Genomic DNA, 19997 nt, shown 5'->3' with positions numbered 1-19997 from the left:
TTAGCGCGATCCTTCACGTAGGTCTTTAGGCCCGAGGGGCTCAACGATCTGGCACTCGTTGGGGCCCTTATTATTCTACTACGACTTTTAAACCCCAAGAGGAATTTGCTTTCCAGGGCTGGTCCCGATGAAACCACTGGAATAGCGGTACTGAGGTCGATCTTGGATTGAAAATGCTAGTTTTTATCTTGAAAGCCTCGAAACGTTCCCTAGGATAAATTGGGAATCAAGGCAAATGTCTAGGGATAAAATCCGGGGTAGTTCAGTCACGGGCAAACAGATACTGTCCCAAGATTGTGAGGAAATATGCGCGAATCATCAATACTAATTGCAGCTTTGTTTGCGTTGACCATTGGAGTTGGGGTTTTATTTTCTCAATATCCACATCTAATCCGTCTACGGGACTTTTGATCAGCTCCGGTGCGTGCGCGTTAATGGGCGCCTTCAGCACTTATCTTGCAACCAAAAGGTACCAGGAGTCTAAGAACAAAAAGCTCTAGGAGAATGAGAATCAAAAGCTATAGCTTTTGCTATAGCCCGAGATATCGAATTACGAGATACCCTACGCCCTCTCAATCTGCAGTTATTACTCGTCGTCTCGCTGCAGATCCTGAAGTGCTCCCGGCTGGGAGTGAAATGTTCTGGGACCAAATTAGCCAGCATTTCAGCGAAACTATCCCGAACATTCTAGAGTTTCACCAACTTCGATGGCCGGTTTAGCGAGGTATGAAAATCAAGTATACTAAGGAGCAGAGAAGGCAAGGACAGGTTCCCTTGTCATGAGTTGAAAAGGTCAACAGGACGAAAAGCGCCTGTTGGCCTTTTCTTATAGCGGTCGTTTAAGCCACTTGCGCTTTCTTATCTCGCCGCGCAGGGGCTGCTTAGCCTGATAGTCCCGCTAGGGCCGTGATTGCCACGATCGTGTTATTTGCAATGTGAATGCACAGGGGAGCGGTAAGTGTCTTGAACCAGAGGCGCGCGAGCACCAAAAAGGTGCCAAAGAATGCGATGTAGAGCATTACTGCGGGGATGCCGTGTGCGAGGGCGAAGACGGCGATGGTGATAAGCGCTGCCGCCCAGGTGGGCATGGAATTTTGCAGCCAATCCAATAGGACGCGGCGAAAGGCCACCTCTTCTACGAGGGGAATGACAAGCGCGGTGCTGAGTACCACCATGATGGTGGCGGCGGGGCTGATCTTTAGGCCGGCGGAAAGGTTATTGCCGGCTGGTTCGCTGCCCAGGAGTGCATTGACGGCGCCCGTGGCCGCACCAGAGCTCAGGATGGCGAGGGGAATCCACCACAGCAGGTGCCATAAGGAATGCTCGGATTTCACAAACCCGGCATCGCGCCACGACCAGCCCAAGCGGCGGGAAAATCCGTACCAGACCGTTCCCAAGCCGAAGAAGGCGCCGCCGATGGCGATGCCAAAGGCGACCCAGGAACCGCTCTTTGTAATGAGGCCACAGGCGATGCCAATGAGTGCCGCACCGGCAAATGTGGCGACGACGCTGGCTACGGCCCACCCCAGGTGAGCTGCGCGAACGGCGGGAGAGAGCTGTGAGCGCTGTAGTTGGTCCGGCATGCTGGGCAGCATAGCAGGTCAACCTCGGCGCGAGCTGTGGCGTGGCTTAGTCGGGCTGCAGTACCAGCGTCAGGTTGGACACGGCGAATTCGCGCAGACCAGGAACCTTGGTCAGCCACCACGCCCAGCTGGGGTGGTAGCGCGGAAAGGCGAGCTTTAGCGCGCCGGTGGACTCGGCCCAGGTAAGGCCGGTGGAGCAGGGGACATTAAATAGCGAGGTGCCAAAGACATTCTTGGGCGGGTGCCCGTGGCGGCGGGTATAGCGGTCGCGGGCGAAGGCGCCGCCTATGTAGTGCTCCCATAACCCGGTTTCGTGGCCGCCGAAGGGGCCCAGCCAGACGGTATAGCTCATGATGCACAGGCCGCCGGGGCGGGTAACGCGCAGCATTTCTTTGCCCATATCCCACGGGCGGGGGATGTGTTCGGCGACATTAGAGGAATAGACCACATCGAAGGAATCGTCCACGAAGGGCAGGCGCGTGCCATCGCCACGCACGGAATTGCTGAGGTGGATATTGGCCGCGGACATTTCCCCCGCATCGGGCTCAAGGCCAACGTAGGACGCACCGCGGTCCGCGAAGGCGGCGGCAAAATAGCCGGGGCCGCCGCCTACGTCGAGCACGAGGGCATCGGCAAGCGGCACGCCCAAATCGCGGCCCAAGTTCTCCACCAGCGTGGCCGTATCTTCTGCTAGGCCGCCGTAGAAAATATCGGGGCGGGTTTGCTCGAAGCGGAACGAGCGCAGCAGCGCCCAGGAGCGGGAGAGCGTGGCCATGTCGCGGGTGTGTTTCATAAACCACTAGGCTAATACCCCACGATGAAAATTCTTTTACTATGCTGGCGCGATTCCACCCACCCGCAGGGCGGTGGCTCCGAGCGTTACCTCGAACGCGTGGGGGAGTACCTAGCGGCGCAGGGCCACGAGGTGGTCTTTCGCACCTCTAAGCACATGAATGCGGCGCGCCGGGAGGTTCGGGATGGCGTGCGCTATAGCCGCGGTGGTGCCAAGTTTGGCGTGTACCCGCGCGCGTGGGTGGCCATTGTGGCCGGGAGAATGGGCCTGGGGGACCTGCGCGGCATTGACGTGGTCATCGATACCCAAAACGGCATTCCCTTCTTCGCGCGGTTGATTTCCGGCGCGCCGACGGTGCTGCTTACGCACCATTGCCACCGTGAGCAATGGCCCGTGGCCGGTCCGGTGCTCGGGCGGCTGGGCTGGTTTTTGGAATCGCGCGTGGCACCGCGGGTATATCGGGATTCGACCTACGTCACGGTCTCGCAGGCCTCGCGCGAGGATTTGGAGGCGCTCGGCATTGACGGCGCGCGGATCATCGCCAATGGCTTAGACCCCATTCCGGCGCACGTGCCTTCCCTCGAGCGCGAGGCGGATAAGCACTTGGTGACCCTCTCGCGGCTAGTCCCACACAAGCAGATTGAGCACGCCATGGATACGGTGGCGCGCACACCGGGGGCGGTATTGGATGTGATTGGCTCGGGCTGGTGGGAATCGAACTTGCGCGATTATGCCGAAAAGCTCGGCGTGACGGATCGCGTGCGTTTTCGCGGCCAGGTTACGGAAGACTATAAGCACGCCTTGCTCGCGCGTGCCGATGCCCACCTCATGCCCTCCCGCAAAGAGGGATGGGGCCTTGCCGTTATGGAGGCCGCCCAACATGGGGTTCCCACAGTGGGTTATGCATTTGGCCTGCGCGATAGCGTAATCGATGGCGAGACCGGAATCCTTGTAGAAAAAGAGGGCGACTTCGTGGCGGCCACCCAAGAGCTATTGGAGAACGCGGAGTTGCGACGGCGCCTAGGGTCTAATGCCCGGGAGTTTGCCGCGCGCTTTTCGTGGGAGAAGACCGGCGTTGCGTTTGCGCAATTGCTCCAAGGCTTAGTAGCGGGTAAGCCGTCCACAGGGCGGTAAGCGCCCACGGTAGCGCGGGGCGCGGGGCGGTGGTCTCTGCGGCGATGGCGCCATCTATCACCACGACGCCCACGCCAAGTTCCGCAAGGCCTGCCATATCTTGGTCCTGCCAGGCGCGCAGCGCCGCGCGGTACTGCGGTGAGGCTTGATCGATGACGTCACCGTCCACGCTGAGCTCGCCGGATTCCACCATCGGCACGGCCTTGGAATAGGGATCGACCGCGACTCCCGGGGTGGCTTCTCCATGCGCGCGGCCATTTCCCGTGGGAACCTCCACCAAATTGGGCCGCTCCGGAAAGAACGCCAGGCGTCCGTCGATATCGCGCACCAACTGCTCATCCACCCCGGTATCGCGGGGAGAAAGCACGGCAAGGCGGGACGGGGCGGGAAGGACCTGAATCGTGGCGGCTACCAGCGCCAGTGCGGCTGGAATCTGCGGCAGTGCACCGATGGAGGCAACGTATAGCGGCAGCGCGAGCATCGTGAGTTTGTGGCTATCGCGCAAGAGTCCCGCCCCTGGAACGTTATCGATGGCCCATTCCAGCATGCCGGGCAGTAGCCAACATGCCAGCGCCCCACCTATGCCCAGCGCGGCTAGGACGGTCAAGCGCGCCGGGACGCGGTGCGCACCCGCCAGCGCGAGAACTGCGACGAAGAGGCCGAACACTGCCAGGCCAAGGGCGGCCTCGCCATTCCAGATTCCGCCGAGGCGCAGCAGCGCGCCCACCGTGCCCACGTGTTCTTCTGCGCGCGGGGAAAAGGCCGCGACGGCGGCTGCGGCATCGCCGGGCACGCTGGGGTGGAAAAGGCCTGGAACCAGCCACGGCAGCCACAAGAGGCAGCCTGCCAGGGCGACCCGCTTCCGGCAGGTAAAAAGGGCTGTGACCACCGCGAACAGCCCACCGGTAGGGGTAAGCGATGCGCCCCACATGGCGATCCACGCCAGCCAGCTGTGGCGGCGCCCCGCCCAGGCGATGACCGGGAGCAACCAAGCGGCAATGGCCAGGGACCACTGGCCTTGTAAGAGGCGTTCGATGACAAAGGGATTGGCCACCGCGATGGTCATCGCGGCCAGTGCCGCTACCGTGGTTCGAGACCACAGCGCGGCGGTGAACGCGGCGGCCCCGGCGGCGGCAAAGATGAGCACCCGGGCGGCCCAGGCGCCGCCGAGTAAGGCCAAAAACCCATCTTGTGGTGCGTTGCGGGCGGGCAGGCTTCCTGCGCCTAGCGCGGATGGGGTAAGCCCCGGATTGTTTAGGAGCACCATATCGCGCCAGAGGAATTCGCCGGGCAGCGCGAAGGGCCAGCACACCGCGGCCACGAGGATAATTCCCCATAGCCCGAGGAGGATGCGCCTAGGCGTGTGCGGCATCATGGGCGTCACGGTGGCGGCGCATGTACTGGTAGGCGGCGAAAATGAGCAGGGAAACGCCGATGGCCTTGCCCAGCCAGCCAACGGCCATAAGCCCCCGGATAGCGTAGATTACCGGGCGGACCTCAGCGAGGCGTTCCGCACGGGTATCCTCTGCCCACCGGAAATCCGCTGCCAGCACGGAGCGATCTTCGGTGTCATCTTCTGCGATGAGGGTTCCCGCCTGCTGGATATCGGTGGCGAAAAAGACCTTGACGTTTTCGCGGACATCCACGATGGTGCCGGTGGTGGGCTCGACCGAAATATCGCGGCCCACGGTATAAAAGGGCTCGACAATAACGGTGGCATCCGCATCCAAGTCCAAAAGCTCGCGCGAGTGGCGGTCATAAAAACGGCTGGCGGGACCCTTCAGCTGGAAATCGCTGGATTTCAGCTCGTCCGTTTTAGTGGTGCTATCTAGCCCCGCGCTGATATTGCTAAAGGTGTTTTTCAGCGGAAGCGGCTGTACGTCCTGGTGATAGGAATAGATGGGAATGCCATCCATTTTTGAATCACCAGTAAAGTCTATCGGCGTGGATTCTTGGGCCAGGACATCAAAAAATGCGTAGGAGCGTTGCTCCGTGCCGGAGGGGAAGAAATAGGTCAGGCCGTCTCGCTCGAAGTCCGCGCGGGTTAGATCGGCGTTGAATTGGGGCAAGGCGAGGGCCCATTTATTGACCGGATCCGCGACTGGGAACGTGGATTCGCGGTTGAGCACCGAGTCCTGATCAATGGTGGCGATTTCCTCTTGGGAGTCCCCAGCTTTTCCGGCAAGTAGGCTGGTCACGGAGTCGGTGGTGGCGATGGTGTCATCATCGTCGACCTCGCCGGTGGCAATGGTGCGCTCCAAGGTCAGCGGCTCGTGGTGCTGGTAGCACCACATCGGGGCGGATTTTTCGGCGCAGCGCGGGTCATCGCTGGATGCGGTATCGGAAGGGGCCTCGCCGGCCATGAGGGCGCGCACGTCCATCCACACCGCGTCGGTGGGCCCGCTCGAGGTGGAAAAATCCTTATCCAAGCCCAGCGGGCGGGTCCGGTTATTGTAGAGCGTTGGCGCGAGGGTACCAATGAGGAGGAAAATGATTGCGGCAATGACAACCCACGCCCGTGGCGAGCGTGGCCAAAGGTAGCGGCTCATTGCAGTACTATATCCAATCAGTTTCAGGTTTCCGGGGTAAAGGAGCAAGCGTGCGCACGCAGGCATCTGTGAAAAGACTACCCCAGCACCTGCCGGAGCTAGACGGCCTACGCGCGGTTGCCGCATTAGGGATCATTGTCACCCACGTATCCTTCCAAACCGGCACCGGGTGGGGATTTGCCGGGCGCTTCGATTTCTTCGTCGCCGTCTTCTTCGCCCTCAGCGCCTTCCTCCTGTGGCGCCGGCGCGGGCTGCACACGGTGCGCGGCTATGCCCACTCCCGCATCGCGCGCTTGGCACCGGCCTATTATGCCTGCGTGGTATCGGTATTGCTGCTGCTTCCCGATGCCCACTCCATCACCCCCACCCAGATCCTCGCCAACCTGACCTCCACGCAGATCTATGTGGCCGATGGCCTTGCCCCGGGCCTTACCCACCTGTGGTCGCTGTGCGTGGAGTTTTTCTTTTACCTGGTACTACCGCTCCTCGTGTGGGCCATTGGCGGCCTGCCGCAGCGCTGGCGCATGGCCGTTATCGCAGGCGCCGCCGTGCTGAGCTGGGGGTGGGGATTTATCCCCTTTGTCGCGGACTACAGCGAGGACCAGGTTAACTCGCAAATCTGGCCGCCGGCCTATGCCTCCTGGTTCGCGGTGGGCATGCTGGCGGCGGAGGTGGAAGAAAGTGGCATCGGCAAGCGCATGGCGCGCATTCTGCAGGCGCGCTGGGCCTGGGTTGTGCTGGCGGGGCTCGTGCTGTGGGTGGCGAGCCGGGATTGGTTTGGGCCGGCCGGGCTGGTGCACCCGGAGCCGGCGGAATTTGCCCGCCGCATCATCGCCGGGGCGGTATTCGCGGCGTGCGTGGTGGTGCCGGTGGCCCTAGTTCCACGTGGAACCTCGTGGCTTAACTCGCCGCTGATGCAGGCGCTGGGCGCGTGGTCCTATTCCATTTTCCTGTGGCACGTGGCGGTGCTCGCCGTGGCCTTCCCGCTGACCGGGGTGGCGTTGTTTAGCGGGAAACCGCTGGATTTTTGGGTGATCCTTGCCGTCACGGTGGTGGGCACCGTTGTGGTTTCTGCGGCGAGTTACACGCTTATCGAGCGCCCGGGCCGCGATCTTCTGATGGGCCGCGGCCGGGGCCGGGGCCAGGGCCGTCGGCGGCGAAAAGGCAGGCCAGCCCCGCGGCACATAAGCACATAAGCAGCACGGAATCGCCCGCATAGGCCCCTGAAGTCCATGGGGCGCGGGCGAGGATGGCCCCGGCCGCCGCTACCACGCCGCTGGCTAAAAAGGCCCGCGGAATGGTGGTCCACCGCACGATGAGCCAGGCGGCCATGCCCGCAAGTACTGCCGGCCAGCCCACCAGTGCGAGGCAGGCCAGCGAGTACACAGCGGAGGCCATGCCACCAGGCTCCGGGTGCCAGGTGGGCTGCGGGCCGCGGCGCGCGGCGAAAAGCAGGCAGAACCCCAGCGTGGTCAGGCCGAGCGCGCCCCCAAAGAACAGGGCGGCGCGGTAGGCCGGCTGCGCCTTAAAGGTCATGCGGAATTCCCCATCGGTACCCGCGGGGACGATAAACGCCTGGGTGGCGGCATCGATCTCGTACGGGGCGAGCTCGGTATCGCCTATAAACCCGCGCAGGCCCTTATTAAAGGCGCGGCCGGTAATGAGCAGACGCTCATCCTCTGCAGCAGCGATAGAAAAATCGGTGAGGCGATAATCGCTCGGCGGGGTCCAGCCCTTCTCCGTCATGGACACCCACGCGCCGGTGGTGCGCACGCGGTGGACGCCGGGCTCGAGGCTCAGGGTGCTGCCGGGGGAGTACCGGTGGGAATCGATGAGCACCGGCTTGGTGGAATCCACGGTGACCTCCATGCGGCGCGGCACGGTGACATCGCGAATGAGCACACCGGTATCGTGCACCATCTGCTGGAAGAAGAATTGGTGCACATTCGGCGAGGTATCCGGTACGGTCACCACGCGCTCGATGGGGTGGCCTTCTACCTCCAGTTCCGCGATGCCGGTGCGGTGGGATAGCTCCACGCGGATGGCCTGCGAATCCCCGCCGGGCACGCGCACCGTCTTGGAGCGGAAGGGTTGGAGATCCACTTCTACTGCAGCGCCACCCGAGCGCACCGTTACCGTGGTGGAGCTGGTGGCCATGAGCTTCAGGCTCGGTTGGCTAAAGTCACCGCGCAGCTCGATCCAGCCCTCATCATCGCCGGGCGCGGGCCACCAGGCGGTGGAATTTTCCCCATCGACCGCCGCGGTGGCGGACTTTTCCGGCTGGGCGCCGCCAAAGGCGGTGGCATCGGCGGCAGAAGAAGAGACTTCGACATCGCCGCCGTGGGTCTCCACCGTGGTCAGCGGGCCGGCGGAGGGATAATCGCGCAGGCGGTTATAAACGTGGCTGGGATCGTCTGCGGCCAGCGGTGCCGAGGCGGCGCCGTGGAGCGTGCCGTAATTGCGATCCACCAGCGTGGGGGTATCGGTGACGATATCGGCATCATCGTCCACCAGCTCGCGGGCAGCAGGGCCATTGTGGGCATCGAGGAAAGCTAGCGCCTCGCCGCCACCGGCCACGCGGACGGGATCGGCTGAGGTCAAAGCCATGGAATGCTGCTCGAGCAGGATCACATCGACCTCGCCAAAAGTATGCACTTCACCGCCAAATTTGCTGCTCAAGGTGTCATTATCGGCGGCAAAAAGATCGTGGCGCACCATCACCGCGCCGATGCCCAGGCGCTGCAAGGCGCGCACGCCGCTGGCTGGGTCCTCGTCTAGCGCTGCCATCACGCCGTCGAGACCACGGATGGCCTCCGGTGGCACGAGGGGGATGGCATCCCGGACGGCCCAGGGGACATCAAGAAGCGGCTGCGCCGGCTCATCGCGGGTCCAACCCCACTCTTGGCGGGCGAAGGAGGCCTCGGGATAGATCAGGGTGCGGGTATTTTCCGCATGCTCGTTGATGTAATCCGTGGCCTCATGCCAATAGTCCGGTACCTCGTCGTAGGCGCCTAAGGGCAGCAGCCGCTGCGACCACGCCGGGGAGAGCGCGCTGATGCACACGAGCAGCACCAGCGCGCCTACCGTCTGCTTCTTGGTGGGGCGCAGGCCGGTGGGCAGCGGCAGGCGCTGGCAGGCACGGGCAAAACCCAAAAGCAAGGGGATGCGCACCAGCGGATCGAATTTGTGCAGGTTGCGCAGGGGTGCGAGCACCCCATCGAGCGCGTCGAGGTACCACGCCGCCTGGCAGCCCAAAATTGCCACGCCGGTAATGAGCATGATGGACCACACGCGGGGCAGCCGGCACAGGCCATAAATGCCTATCGCGGCCACAGCCATGGTGATAAGCACAAAGAAGGCTGAGGTCGCGAGCTCATTGCCGGCGATGCGCTCGGCATCCGCAAAGGGCGACCAGCTCGTCGTCCCGCGCAGGATTTCCGGCAGGTTCAGCCACCTAGTGGTCACGCGGGAGGATTCGATAAATTCCGTAAACGGTGGGGCGTAGCGGCCCAAGATTAAAAGCGGGCCAATCCACCACGCGGATACGCACAGGCAGCCAAGCAGCCAGGCCGCGCCGGGCTTAAAGGCGCGGCGGTAGACCACGATGACAAGCGCCGGGGTGCACGCCGCGAGCGTGGCGGTGGCATTGACCGCGCCCATCAGCGCCACGGGAATCGTGGCGGCGGCAGCATCGCGCCAGGTGAGTTTTTCCCGGAGGAAGGGCAGGATGACCCACGGGGCTAACATGACGGGCCAGGTTTCAGAAGAAATGGCCGTCAACGTGGAGAGCGAGCGCGGGGAGAGCGCATAGAGCATCGCCGCCACCCAGACCCACCGGCCGCGCAGGCCTATCCGGGTGGCCAGTTTATGAAAGCCGATAAAGCCCACGCTTAAGACCAACAGCCACCACAGGCGTTGGGCTATCCAATCCGGCAGAGGCTCGGTTAAAACAAAAAAGGGGCCCTGCGGGAAGAGGTAGCCATAGGCCTGGTTCTGCAGTTGGCCCAGGGTAAAGATATCGGTATAGGCATCAAGCGCGCCGCGCAGGAAGTGCCGCGGGTTGGCGGCCAGATCGTGTTTGGTATCGGCGGCGGTCAGCCCCCACGGCTGCACCGCGAGGATGAGCGCCAAGGCAATAATGCCGAGCGGGTAGGGCCGGGCAAGGCGCGCGCAGCGGTGGCGCAGGGCGCGGCCTAGTGCGCGGTAGCGGTGTACGTAGGAACCGCTATGTGGGCCGCGGGGGAGCTGATCGGTCCGGTCATGCACGCCGGTGCGCCCATCTAAGTGCGGGAACCGTATTCAGGCCCGCCCAGCACCGCATCATCGGGGGAGACCGCATTGCCTTCCGGCACGGTATCACTGCCGGAGAACTGGGCGATGCCGATGATGGTGATAATGCCCAGGGCGATGCCCACAACAGCGCTACCCACGGCGGGGCCGAGGGTGCGCTTGTTTAAAGAATCGGATTCCAGAGCCATGGCTAAAGATATTAGCAGTTACTTAGAAGTATTCCGGATCGTCCTCGTCCGCGTCTTCGTCGTTTTCTTGCGGGACGATAAAGACGGGCAGGCCCGCATTGCGCACGATCTGGTCCGCCGTGGAGTTGGTCCACCAGGCGCGGAAGCCGGTGAGCGCGCGGGTGCCGGTCACGATGACATCCACGTCGAGCTCGTGCGCGGCATCCACGATGGCCGAAGAAATGGTGGTGGCGGATTCCACGAGGTGCGCGCGGCCGGCCAGGCCGAGGTTCTCTGCCAATTGGGTGCCCTGACGGCAGATCTTCAGCGCCTCTTCGTAAGCCGGATCGTCTTCCACGCTATCGGGGGACACGGTGGACTGGTGCATGCCCGTGCGGCTGACGGCGCGCGCGGTTTGGCGGGCCACCGGCTCCCACGCGGTGAGGATTTCCACCGTGGAGGGGCGCAAAAGCTGGGCGGCGTACTCCAAGGCGCGATCGGCGCGTTCGGTGCCATCATAGGCAATTAACATTGTTTTGCCGTTACTCATGTCACTAGTCTACCCACCGCTTGGGACAGTTCGCGAGGAATGCTGCACACTGGAAGGCATGACATATTCCCGCATCATTGTCAGTTTGGGCCTCGTGGCGGTGCTGAGCGCCTGCTCTAATTCCGCCTCGGACGAGGACAAGGCGCGCGAGTCCGCAGCCCCCGCGCCCTCATCGCCAGAGTCCGCCACGGAGGCCGCCCCAGCCCCGGCACCAGCGCCGGCGCCGGAAGATATTCGCGCCACCGCCGCCTCGGTGCTCATGCCGCCGGCGACCAGCTATGAGGACGCCAAGGCCAAGCTGGAGGCCGGCGTGGGAGGCATCTTCATCCCGAGCTGGGCGGATCCTGGTTTGCTAGAAGAAGAGGGCCGCAATATTAACGCCCTGCGCGCGGAACTAGGCCGCGATTTTGAGGTCGCCATCGACTTTGAGGGCGGTCGCGTGCAGCGTTTTTCTGAAATCTTGGGCGAATACCCCTCCGCGCAGCAGATGGCGGCGGAAAACTCGCCGGAGCAGGTGGAACAGCTGGCGGGGGACATCGGCAAGCGGCTCATGGACTACGGCATCAACGTGGACTTCGCGCCGGTGCTCGATGTCGATGGTGATGGCCTCGAAGTCGTGGGTGACCGCGCCTTTTCCACCGACCCCGCCCAGGCCGGCGAATACGGTGCTGCCTTTGCCCGCGGGCTGGATACCGCCGGGGTCAAGGCCGTATTCAAGCACTTCCCGGGCCATGGCCGCGCCTCGGGCGATACCCACCTGGCAGAGGCCATTACCCCGCCGCTCGAAGAGCTTGAGAACCATGAGTTCATTCCCTTCCGGAATGCCATTCCCGCAGCACCGAATGCGGCGTTGATGATGGGCCACCTCGCGGTGCCGGGCCTGGGCGATGGCCAGACCCCTGCCTCCATCCTGCCGGAAGCCTACGGCCTTGCCCGCGAGGCCTTGCAGTATGACGGCACCATCTATACCGATGACATTGGCGGCATGGCGGCCATTTCGGATTCGCTGCCGCTTGCCGATGCCGTCATTACCTCCCTCGCCGCCGGCGCCGACATGCCCCTGTGGTCCACCGAGGCAGATATCAATGCGGTGATCGATGCCGTCGTGGGCGCCGTGGATGAGGACAGGTTGGCCCCTGAGCGCCTCGGCGAAGCCGCCCGCCACGTGCACGATGGGGACAGCGACTAGGAAAAACGCCCCTTTACCCGTTAACCTTTAAGGCGTGAAGAAGGCAGAAGGAAAAAACGGTGCAAAGGGCTGGCTCGTCACGCTTGGCGTGATCGTTGGCTTCGTCCTCATTGCGGGCATCGCTTATGCCTGGGATGTCATAGCAAACCAGGACAAGATCCCGCGCAGTGTCTCCGTCGGCGGCGTGGATATTTCCGCCATGGAGCGCACCGCCGCCGTGGCCAAGCTCGAGGACGAGCTCAAGGGCGTTGAGACCCAGCCCGTGACCGTGACCGCAGGAGATCTGCAGTCTGCATTTACCCCTGCCGAATCCGGCCTGGCCTTGGATAACCAGGCCGCCGTCGACGGCATCGAGGAACCTTCCCTCAACCCCATTACCCGCCTGGCCAGCTTCTTTCGCTCCACCGAAGATATCCCGGTAGAAACCGATGTGGACGATAGCAAGCTACAGCCCACCCTTGACCGCGTCAAAGACGAGCTTTCTACCGATCCAGTCGATGGCATGCTGGAGCTTAATAATGGCGAGCTCAAGGTCACCGATCCCACGTTGGGCCAGTCCGTAGACGGCACCGAATTACACGATGCGGTGGCGGCGAATTGGCTGGACAAAGACGGCGTGCAGGTGGAACCGGAAGAAATCGAGCCGGCCATTAATGAGGCGGCCATTGAAAAGATGCGCACCGGCGATGCCGCCAAGGCCCTGGATAATCCGCTGACCTTGAAGGCGAAAAATAACGTGACCGCCACGCTGAATAAGCCGGAGATTTCCCAGTTCACCAGCATTGAGAAAAAGGATGGCCAGCTGCACCTGGTAGTGGATAGCAACCGCGCGCAGCAATTGCTGCAAGAGCGCAGCGATGGCGCCGACGTGCCTGGCGTGAACGCCAAGGTGAAATTCGCCGGTGGCTCCAGGCAGGTCACCCCCTCCCAGGACGGCGAGATCATTGACTGGAAGCCCACCATGGAGGGCTTTGATGAGCGCGTGACTGGCGATGACCGCGAGTGGGACGCAACCTACAAGCCTGACCCTGCCGAGTTCTCCACCGAGGACGCCGAAAACGCGACGTTTAACGATACCGTGGGTGAGTTCACCACCGGCGGCTTCTCCTCCGCCTCTGGACGCAATATCCAGCTCGTTGCCCAAGAGGTCAACGGTGCCGTTGTCAACCCCGGTGAGACCTTCTCCCTCAACGGCTATACCGGCCCCCGCGGCACCGCGCAGGGTTATGTGGAATCCGGCATCATCATCAACGGCCACTCCGGTTCCGCCGTGGGCGGTGGCATCTCTCAGTTCGCCACCACCCTGTATAACGCCGCCTACTTCGCCGGCATGCAAGATACCGCGCACACCCCGCACTCGTACTATATTTCCCGCTACCCGGCCGGCCGCGAAGCCACCGTGTACGAGGGCGCCATTGACCTGCAATTTACCAATACATTCAATACCCCAGTGCAGATCGAGACTAATTTTGGCGGCGGTGAGATCACCGTCCGTTTGAAGGGCACTAAGACGGTAGAGGTGGAATCCATCAATAACGGCCGCTGGGCCAAGACCGAGCCACAGCCGATGTCCGTGCCAGGCAGCGACTGCTCGCCATCATCTGGCTCCCCGGGCTTTACGACGTCCGATACCCGCATCATCAAGGATCTCGGCGGCAAGGAGCTTTCCCGCGAGACCAAGACCACGGTTTACGATCCACAGCCCATCGTGCGGTGTGGCTAGTAGCCTCGTCACTGTGGAAAAGCGAACCTTGACCACGCTCAGCTTTGGCAGCGTGGTCATTGAATCCAACCTGCGTTGGGCAGAGCAAGCACAAGAAGAGTTTGCCCAGTGGCTAAGTGTCACAGACTAGCAAGGGGTATGCCCCTGGAAAGTGGACCCATCGGGGTTAGGCCTTTGTTTCCTCTGGCTTCTATTCTGCAATAGGTGTTGACGACCAAGAGCGGAGAGGACCGTCGTGGAGTCCTTGGAAAAATTGGTACTTTTCTAACGGGATACGTGCCGGGGGATCGAAGTCGGGAGCCGTGACCAACTTATTAGTGTGTGGGTCGACAACGCGTGCTGGTGTTAGACGTGCCAAATAGCCGTCCGTCCCATAGAAAGCGTCATCATATGGTGACACACCTAGTGGTGCGAGGATGGCTTCTATCTGTTTTTCCCCAAACTGAGACCACATAATCTGCGCGTGTTCTTTTGTAAACGTTTCTTGTGGAAACTCAGTGACCTTTGGCAGGGAGTTAAAATCAAAACCGTAATCCTTAAAAGTTTCACTTTGATCCTCGAGGTACGACATGGAACGGTGCAGCGTACCATCAGCTTTTAACTGTTTGTGGCTGCTAAAAGATCTGTAGAAGCAGCAATCAAATCGGCCTAAAGGGTCATCGGGTAATTCGGAGGGAAGCGCGCACATCATAAACTCTATTTCTCCGTAGCTTGCGCGATGGAAAAAGGCTACATCGTCGGTATCTACCCACGGCGTGTGCTTGATTTCGATGTAGTAAGGAACTTGTGACTCAATTTCTTTCTTGCGCGCCAAAAGGTAGGCAAATTCACCAATCCGTGGCATCTTTGGCGCTTTGGTAAAGCAGCAGGGGCTAAAAACTGCAGTCCATTCTGACTCGGTGGGGACGAATACAAACTGCGTAATGTGATTTTGCGGTTTAAGTAACTCTGCAAGCTGGTTCCTACTGGCCGATACCTTGTCCGCATGAACTACACATTCAACCTTTTGCTTCTTCCTGTGGAAATACTCCCTTGTATAAATGCTTTCTATTCCTGATGCCCACTGTTGAAATTCTTCAACAACGGTAGATAGTGGAAACCGAAGAAGCGCCACAGCATGGGATACCGGTGCGATGGAATTGGTGTAGAAATACTTCGTCATTGTCTTTAGTTCCCTTCGTGTTCGCGGTCCCAGGTGTGTTCACGACGTTCAAATAAAGCGCATGGTCCGTACTTTTTAGGCAAAGGGTATCCACTATTGATGAGTGTTGCACGCCCGGTGAGGAATTGCCTGTTGAAGGGATCGAGTCCGAAAAGTTGTGCGCATTCGAAGAGATCTTCGGTAGTAAACCGCTTGCGTAGTGGACCTTTTTTGGTTTTGAGTCGTTCTAGTCCGGGGAAGGCAAATTCTTCGCCGTCAGGCCAGTCGGTAAAAGCTTGGAACCGGGATTCTCCTTCCCCGATCCCTACAATAAAGGTATTGTTTCCTCGGATTTCAGCGACAGGGGCGCGTTTGCCGATAGCAGCATCCATATCGTAGGTGTCGATGATGAGGCACTTGTTGCCTGAGCGGTAGTTCCATCCTGTGACGATTTTGCGTTCATCTGGCTCATCCACGATACGTAGCTGTGTCATACCGGGAACAAAAGGAATAGAACCGTTATACCTAACGGTTGCGAAAAAGTCGTGATTGTTGCTCGTATCATCGCTGATAAACCACACCCAATCGGGATTCGTGGTTTCCAAAACTGCTGCCCAACGACGAGGAAACTGCGGATCGTGCACCCCAAGACGCAGCGCATGGGGAAGATCATCGACGGTGGTATCAATGTTTACATACTGCTGTGACCAGTAACTATTAGCTGTGTCTAAAGGCGTGTGGAAAACACGTGACCGTGCGGCAGCCTCAACCGCATAATCGAAAGGCAGCTTCAAAAATAACTGATCATAAGAATACGGGGCTAGCAGATAATCAATATCTCGCCGCAGGTACACACTCATCTTTAAATCCCTTCCCTGAGCGAAGCGACATAGTTGCGGGCAACCCCAGCATCGTCAAGAGGCTCTATCCACAGTGGATAGGAAGCTGCATAGATTCCGTCGGTTTCTGCAATACCGTGTTTAGTGGCAGATTTGGCTGTTCTCATGCCGCCGTGAGTGCGCTGATTGCTTGGCGGACAAGCTCAGATCGGGTGAGATTCTTTTCCGTAGCTAGGCGATCTAGGGCGCTAAGTTCATCGGCAGTCAGGCGCACAGCGACAACCTGAGCAGGCTCTGCCCCGCGACCGGGGCGTCCACGTCCGCGCTTTTTCAACACTTCTGGGTCGTAGCCTTCTTCTGCTTCGGAAACCCAATTGTCGAGTTGGTCTTGAGTGATGTTCACAGGCATGAAAATATCGTATAACGAAAATTATTCACTGTCGATACTTGCTGTATTAACGCTCGGAGGGACTCAAACGCCCACGGGGGCGGTGTAAGGGGCAATACCGTAAGTAATATACGATCCCCTTGCGGCTAACCAGTTAGGCAGAACCTCATTGGAAGAAAACTGCAAGTGAAGGTGTTTTAAATGCTTTGAGAATGACTCCCCTTACTTTCCTTGACCCGCTCCACTATTTGCCTGTTTGGAGTGGTTTATAGACGAACGAACAAATACGCGGGCCTGGCCCCTACGCGTCCACTTTCCGGGGTCAGGTCCGATGACGGTTCTGCAGCAATCACCACATCCAGAGCCATATAAGAAGCTAGTCAAATTTGTCCAGCGTCCGCAGCCAGACTTCCACGCATGACGAGAGAGTGCTTAATGGCCACCGCTGGAACGACCCTTAGAATCCAAGGTCTGCTCGCTCGATTGCGAATGGTGCCTACGAATAGATGGATACCGCTGACGGTGGCGAAGGACTAGAATTTTCGCTCTAAATCCAGCCTAATTCTTGGGCGCGCAAATATGCTTCGAATCGGTTCTGCGCACCAAGTTTAGCCATTGCCGAGGACAGATAGTTCCTAGTTGTTCCGGTAGCCAGGAATACCTCCTTGGCAATTTGTTCTATCGAGCCTCCGTTACCAGCGGCTTCGATAACCTCGGCTTCGCGTTCAGTCAACGGGCTGGAAGTTGCGGTGATGGTTGTAGCTGCCAGTTCTTGGTCGATAAAGCTTCTGCCTTCGTGTACCGTTCGAATCGCGGTGGCAAATTCTTCTGCAGTCGCGGTTTTCGGCAGAAATCCTTGTACACCGGATGTCAGCGCTCGCTTCAGTTGGCGTGGCCTCGAATGGCTCGTAACTATGACGATAGCCGTTTGGGGCGACAGGCGCGAAATTTCCTGTGCTAGCTCGACACCATCAATGCCTCCGAGCTGCAGATCCGTAACCAGCACATTGGGCAGTGGGGAGTCGAGGGTACTGGCCCTTTTCCACCAAGAGATCACCTCTTCACCGGAAGCGAAGGTCTCGGTCACCTTAAGATCGTCTTCCAGTTCTAACAAGGTGGCTAGCGAAGAAGCAATCAGCTGCTCATCATCAACAATTGCTAGGGAGATCATTTGTCGGTGTCCTTCCATGAAAGTGTCGCAGTGCATTGATTGTTTTGGTGGGTAAGGGAGATAGTGCCACCGATCTGAGGTTACCCTCGTTTAGTGGACACCCGATTAGTGCGGATCTTGTGTCCGTAGGAGAGGATGTTCATTGTGAGTTCGTCAAGGAAGAAGTACACCCCGGAGTACCGGCAGGAGGCCGCCAGACTGGTCATTGAGTCTGGGCGCCCAATCGCTCATGTGGCTAAGGAAATTGGCGTATCGGCCACAATTTTAGGCAGGTGGGTCAAACTTGAGCGGGAACGCCAAGGCTCGGTAGATGGCCGCAGTGATGCCGATATACGGGCCGAAAACGCTCGCCTGCGTCGTGAGTTAGCTGAGGCCAAGATGGATAATGAGTTCTTGTCAAAAGCCACCGCCTTCTTCGCTGCGAAGCAACGCGATCGGAAAAATTTGAGCTAATGCAGCAGGAGAAGGCGAACTACAGCATCAAACGAATGAGCAGGTTATTAGAGGTTTCTCGTTCTGGCTACTATAAATGGCAAAAGGCTCAAGCAGTACGGCTTCGTGGTGAAAATCAGCGTCAGAGATTCCTCGACCAGTTAGACAGGAAAATTCATGACATCTGGGAAGATTCTGACGAAGTCTACGGTGCCCCACGGATTACTGCAGAACTCGCCGAGGGTGGGGTCTATGTGAATCGCAAAACCGTGGCCAAACGCATGCGGATGATGGGTATTGAAGGCATCTCACCCAGGGCGTTTGTTCCCGTAACGACGATTCAATCCAAGCGGAAGTCAACGCTTCCAGACCTAGTGAAACGCCTATTTGATCAAGGGCAGCTTAATCGAGTGTGGATGTCGGATATTACCTATCTACGCACGAATGAGGGCTGGCTGTACCTATGCGTTATCCGCGATGGACACTCCCGCCGAGTCCTAGGCTGGTCCATGGATAGTGTGCAGGATTCTTACCTAGTTGAACGTGCACTGCGCATGGCTTACACCCTGCGTGGTGAAGTACCCGACGGCGTGGTCTTCCACGCCGATCGTGGTACCCAGTTCACCAGCGAACAGCTGTGGCAGGTCTGTCAAGAACTAGGGATTGCACAATCGGTCGGCCGTACTGGTGTCTGCTTTGACAATGCGATGGCCGAGTCGTTCTGGTCGACATTGAAGACCGAATTTTACGATCGGAAGGAATGGCGAACCCGCAACGAAGCCCGGAAGGCGGTGGCTCGCTGGATTGAGATTGTCTACAACCGGCGCCGTCGCCACTCGTCCATCGGGATGGTAAGCCCCGTCGATTTCGAAGCCCAGCTCGCTGATCAAAATGGTAATAAGAAGGCCGCTGCTTAACCCCTAAGCAGCTTAACTACGTGTCCACGATTTGCGGGCAACCCCAGTCGGCCTGTTTCTTGGTCGGCTTTGTTGTGGTTTTCTTCGGCAAGATCGTTGACTTTGGCGAGTTGATCTTGGCCATAATTGCACTGCCTGGCGATATTTAGCGGATCGTCAGGCAGTTGCTTTTTGGTGTGGAGGTACCACTCGAGCATTTTTCGTTGGCGTTCCCCTGACCTGCTTCGGTGCGCATCGGCGATGCGTTTGAGCTGGGCGTTTATGCCGCCTTCAAGACTGTTTGTCGTTGAAGCCCAGCGCTTAGGATCAGGCACATTCGGTGGTGGCTTAAGGTAAGTAAACAACCAATTGTTGCGCGATAGGTGCAGCAGTGAGTTGTAGGCTTTGCGTATTCGCAGATGAGTCCATTCCCACTGGTTATTGAGTGTTCGGCGTTCCTTTGGCACGGGTGTTTTCTCGTTGAGGAATGTTTTGAATACCTGACCGAAGTCGTGCAGACGTAGCGTCCACTCCCGTGCCTGTTCGAGTGTGGTGACACGGGTTAGTTTCAGCGCCAGTGCGTAGATGGTTTTGCCGGCGTCGGTGCGCGGCCGTGAGGTGGTGTAGCGGCGGATGACGCGTTGCGCATGGACGAGACAACGCTGAATCATCGCGTTTGGCCAGCAGGCTTTAATCGCGGTGAGTGCGCCTTGTCCGACGTCGATGACGACGCAGAGCGGCTCGGCGATTTTGCGAAGAAGCTGCGTGTATGCGTGGACAGTTTCGTGTTTGGTCCAGTGCCAAGCAATGACGTGGTGGCGTCGATGAAGATCTGCTCGTAGACGCGCTGCGGGGCACCGTCGTTGGGGACGTCGATGAGCCAAAACGGTTCAATCGGCGATCAAGTGTCCAACGACTCACCCTTTGTTGCCCGGCGAGTTCAGACAACGTCACTGTGGAGGTGACATAGGAGATGAAGGCTTTAAAGTCGCAGGCCTGAGTGAGATCGGTGCGGGTTCGTGTCGTGGAGCTGCCGCAGTTCGGGTCTTTGCACCGCCACCTGGTTGTGCCTTTGGATGTGGTTCCGTTTTTCTTCATTTGCCCAGCACATACCGGGCATCGTGGTCTGTTTTTACTCACCCGGAAAGCACA

Annotated in this window: 16 protein-coding genes and 1 pseudogene; 5 read left to right on the top strand and 12 right to left on the bottom strand. The window is 59.4% G+C overall.

Annotation, left to right across the window (positions count from 1 at the left end; translation table 11 throughout):
* Positions 1–881: 881 nt before the first annotated feature.
* The gene (locus ACP8KU_RS10965) at positions 882–1583 is read right to left on the bottom strand and encodes a CPBP family intramembrane glutamic endopeptidase (RefSeq protein ID WP_284642442.1); all 702 of its coding nucleotides are present in this window, start codon (positions 1581–1583) and stop codon (positions 882–884) included.
* 46 nt (positions 1584–1629) lie between these two features.
* Positions 1630–2376 (bottom strand): class I SAM-dependent methyltransferase, encoded by a 747-nt coding sequence (locus ACP8KU_RS10960; protein ID WP_284642440.1) that lies wholly within the window; start codon positions 2374–2376, stop codon positions 1630–1632.
* Between the two features lie 24 nt (positions 2377–2400).
* On the opposite strand from ACP8KU_RS10960, the gene ACP8KU_RS10955 reads away from it, so the two are divergent.
* Positions 2401–3510, top strand: coding sequence for a glycosyltransferase family 4 protein (locus ACP8KU_RS10955; RefSeq protein WP_023029430.1), 1110 nt, complete (start codon positions 2401–2403; stop codon positions 3508–3510).
* Here the strand turns inward: ACP8KU_RS10955 and ACP8KU_RS10950 are convergent.
* Both ACP8KU_RS10950 and ACP8KU_RS10945 read right to left on the bottom strand, forming a co-directional pair.
* Complete coding sequence (locus tag ACP8KU_RS10950; RefSeq protein WP_023029429.1) at positions 3404–4885, bottom strand: MmpA family trehalose lipid delivery protein; 1482 nt, start codon at positions 4883–4885, stop codon at positions 3404–3406. The genes ACP8KU_RS10955 and ACP8KU_RS10950 overlap by 107 nt on opposite strands.
* Positions 4866–6059: a porin PorA family protein gene (locus tag ACP8KU_RS10945; protein WP_023029428.1), complete on the bottom strand. Its 1194-nt coding sequence runs from the start codon at positions 6057–6059 to the stop codon at positions 4866–4868. The genes ACP8KU_RS10950 and ACP8KU_RS10945 overlap by 20 nt, the downstream gene beginning before the upstream one ends.
* 50 nt (positions 6060–6109) lie before the next feature.
* Between ACP8KU_RS10945 and ACP8KU_RS10940 the strand changes: the two genes are divergently transcribed.
* Positions 6110–7255 carry an acyltransferase family protein gene (locus tag ACP8KU_RS10940; RefSeq protein WP_484483750.1) on the top strand — a complete coding sequence of 382 codons (1146 nt, stop codon included), beginning with the start codon at positions 6110–6112 and terminating at the stop codon, positions 7253–7255.
* Here ACP8KU_RS10940 and ACP8KU_RS10935 read toward each other — a convergent pair.
* From ACP8KU_RS10935 to ACP8KU_RS10925, 3 genes are read right to left on the bottom strand one after another with little or no spacing between them, the layout of a single operon-like run.
* Positions 7149–10325, bottom strand: coding sequence for an alpha-(1->3)-arabinofuranosyltransferase domain-containing protein (locus ACP8KU_RS10935; RefSeq protein WP_484483749.1), 3177 nt, complete (start codon positions 10323–10325; stop codon positions 7149–7151). The two genes, ACP8KU_RS10940 and ACP8KU_RS10935, sit on opposite strands and share 107 nt — an antisense overlap.
* Positions 10326–10339: 14 nt before the next feature.
* Positions 10340–10537 carry a DUF2613 domain-containing protein gene (locus ACP8KU_RS10930; protein ID WP_005279801.1) on the bottom strand — a complete coding sequence of 66 codons (198 nt, stop codon included), beginning with the start codon at positions 10535–10537 and terminating at the stop codon, positions 10340–10342.
* Positions 10538–10559: 22 nt separating this feature from the next.
* The gene (locus ACP8KU_RS10925; protein ID WP_005279803.1) at positions 10560–11066 is read right to left on the bottom strand and encodes a universal stress protein; all 507 of its coding nucleotides are present in this window, start codon (positions 11064–11066) and stop codon (positions 10560–10562) included.
* Positions 11067–11124: 58 nt separating this feature from the next.
* Between ACP8KU_RS10925 and ACP8KU_RS10920 the strand changes: the two genes are divergently transcribed.
* A complete protein-coding gene (locus ACP8KU_RS10920) occupies positions 11125–12255 on the top strand; it encodes a glycoside hydrolase family 3 N-terminal domain-containing protein (protein WP_284642428.1) in 1131 nt (376 codons plus the stop codon).
* Positions 12256–12289: 34 nt separating this feature from the next.
* The gene (locus ACP8KU_RS10915; protein WP_484483748.1) at positions 12290–13978 is read left to right on the top strand and encodes a VanW family protein; all 1689 of its coding nucleotides are present in this window, start codon (positions 12290–12292) and stop codon (positions 13976–13978) included.
* Positions 13979–14168: 190 nt separating this feature from the next.
* Here the strand turns inward: ACP8KU_RS10915 and ACP8KU_RS10910 are convergent, their stop codons facing one another.
* From ACP8KU_RS10910 to ACP8KU_RS10895, 4 genes are all read right to left on the bottom strand, one after another.
* On the bottom strand, positions 14169–15140 hold the full coding sequence (locus tag ACP8KU_RS10910) for a hypothetical protein (RefSeq protein WP_484483747.1): 972 nt from the start codon (positions 15138–15140) through the stop codon (positions 14169–14171).
* 5 nt (positions 15141–15145) lie between these two features.
* Positions 15146–15979 (bottom strand): hypothetical protein, encoded by an 834-nt coding sequence (locus ACP8KU_RS10905; protein WP_284609939.1) that lies wholly within the window; start codon positions 15977–15979, stop codon positions 15146–15148.
* Positions 15980–16121: 142 nt separating this feature from the next.
* A complete protein-coding gene (locus ACP8KU_RS10900) occupies positions 16122–16367 on the bottom strand; it encodes a ribbon-helix-helix domain-containing protein (protein WP_005285139.1) in 246 nt (81 codons plus the stop codon).
* A gap of 526 nt (positions 16368–16893) precedes the next feature.
* Positions 16894–17517, bottom strand: coding sequence for a response regulator transcription factor (locus ACP8KU_RS10895; protein WP_023018102.1), 624 nt, complete (start codon positions 17515–17517; stop codon positions 16894–16896).
* Positions 17518–17652: 135 nt separating this feature from the next.
* Between ACP8KU_RS10895 and ACP8KU_RS10890 the strand changes: the two genes are divergently transcribed.
* Positions 17653–18866, top strand: a protein-coding gene (locus tag ACP8KU_RS10890; protein WP_484483746.1) for an IS3 family transposase whose coding sequence is annotated in 2 segments (ribosomal slippage) — positions 17653–17926 and positions 17926–18866 — 1215 coding nt in all. Because the reading frame shifts where the segments join, the coding sequence is not laid out codon by codon here.
* Here the strand turns inward: ACP8KU_RS10890 and ACP8KU_RS10885 are convergent.
* Positions 18863–19985, bottom strand: a pseudogene (locus tag ACP8KU_RS10885) (IS1249 family transposase). The gene ACP8KU_RS10890 and the pseudogene ACP8KU_RS10885 sit on opposite strands and share 4 nt — an antisense overlap.
* Positions 19986–19997 lie beyond the last annotated feature (12 nt).

Source organism: Corynebacterium sp. LaCa_282, assembly GCF_057198125.1.
The sequence above is the reverse complement of the archived record's forward strand: the minus strand, read 5'-3'. Positions and strand labels throughout refer to the sequence as shown.

Bases quoted from the DNA above. Each gene is read 5' to 3' on its own strand.
- ACP8KU_RS10895 (WP_023018102.1), bottom strand. From the start codon at position 17,517: ATGATCTCCCTAGCAATTGTTGATGATGAGCAGCTGATTGCTTCTTCG.
- ACP8KU_RS10945 (WP_023029428.1), bottom strand. From the start codon at position 6,059: ATGAGCCGCTACCTTTGGCCACGCTCGCCACGGGCGTGGGTTGTCATT.
- ACP8KU_RS10900 (WP_005285139.1), bottom strand. From the start codon at position 16,367: ATGCCTGTGAACATCACTCAAGACCAACTCGACAATTGGGTTTCCGAA.
- ACP8KU_RS10910 (WP_484483747.1), bottom strand. From the start codon at position 15,140: ATGACGAAGTATTTCTACACCAATTCCATCGCACCGGTATCCCATGCT.
- ACP8KU_RS10925 (WP_005279803.1), bottom strand. From the start codon at position 11,066: ATGAGTAACGGCAAAACAATGTTAATTGCCTATGATGGCACCGAACGC.
- ACP8KU_RS10930 (WP_005279801.1), bottom strand. From the start codon at position 10,537: ATGGCTCTGGAATCCGATTCTTTAAACAAGCGCACCCTCGGCCCCGCC.
- ACP8KU_RS10965 (WP_284642442.1), bottom strand. From the start codon at position 1,583: ATGCCGGACCAACTACAGCGCTCACAGCTCTCTCCCGCCGTTCGCGCA.
- ACP8KU_RS10950 (WP_023029429.1), bottom strand. From the start codon at position 4,885: ATGATGCCGCACACGCCTAGGCGCATCCTCCTCGGGCTATGGGGAATT.
- ACP8KU_RS10955 (WP_023029430.1), top strand. From the start codon at position 2,401: ATGAAAATTCTTTTACTATGCTGGCGCGATTCCACCCACCCGCAGGGC.
- ACP8KU_RS10960 (WP_284642440.1), bottom strand. From the start codon at position 2,376: ATGAAACACACCCGCGACATGGCCACGCTCTCCCGCTCCTGGGCGCTG.
- ACP8KU_RS10920 (WP_284642428.1), top strand. From the start codon at position 11,125: ATGACATATTCCCGCATCATTGTCAGTTTGGGCCTCGTGGCGGTGCTG.
- ACP8KU_RS10905 (WP_284609939.1), bottom strand. From the start codon at position 15,979: ATGAGTGTGTACCTGCGGCGAGATATTGATTATCTGCTAGCCCCGTAT.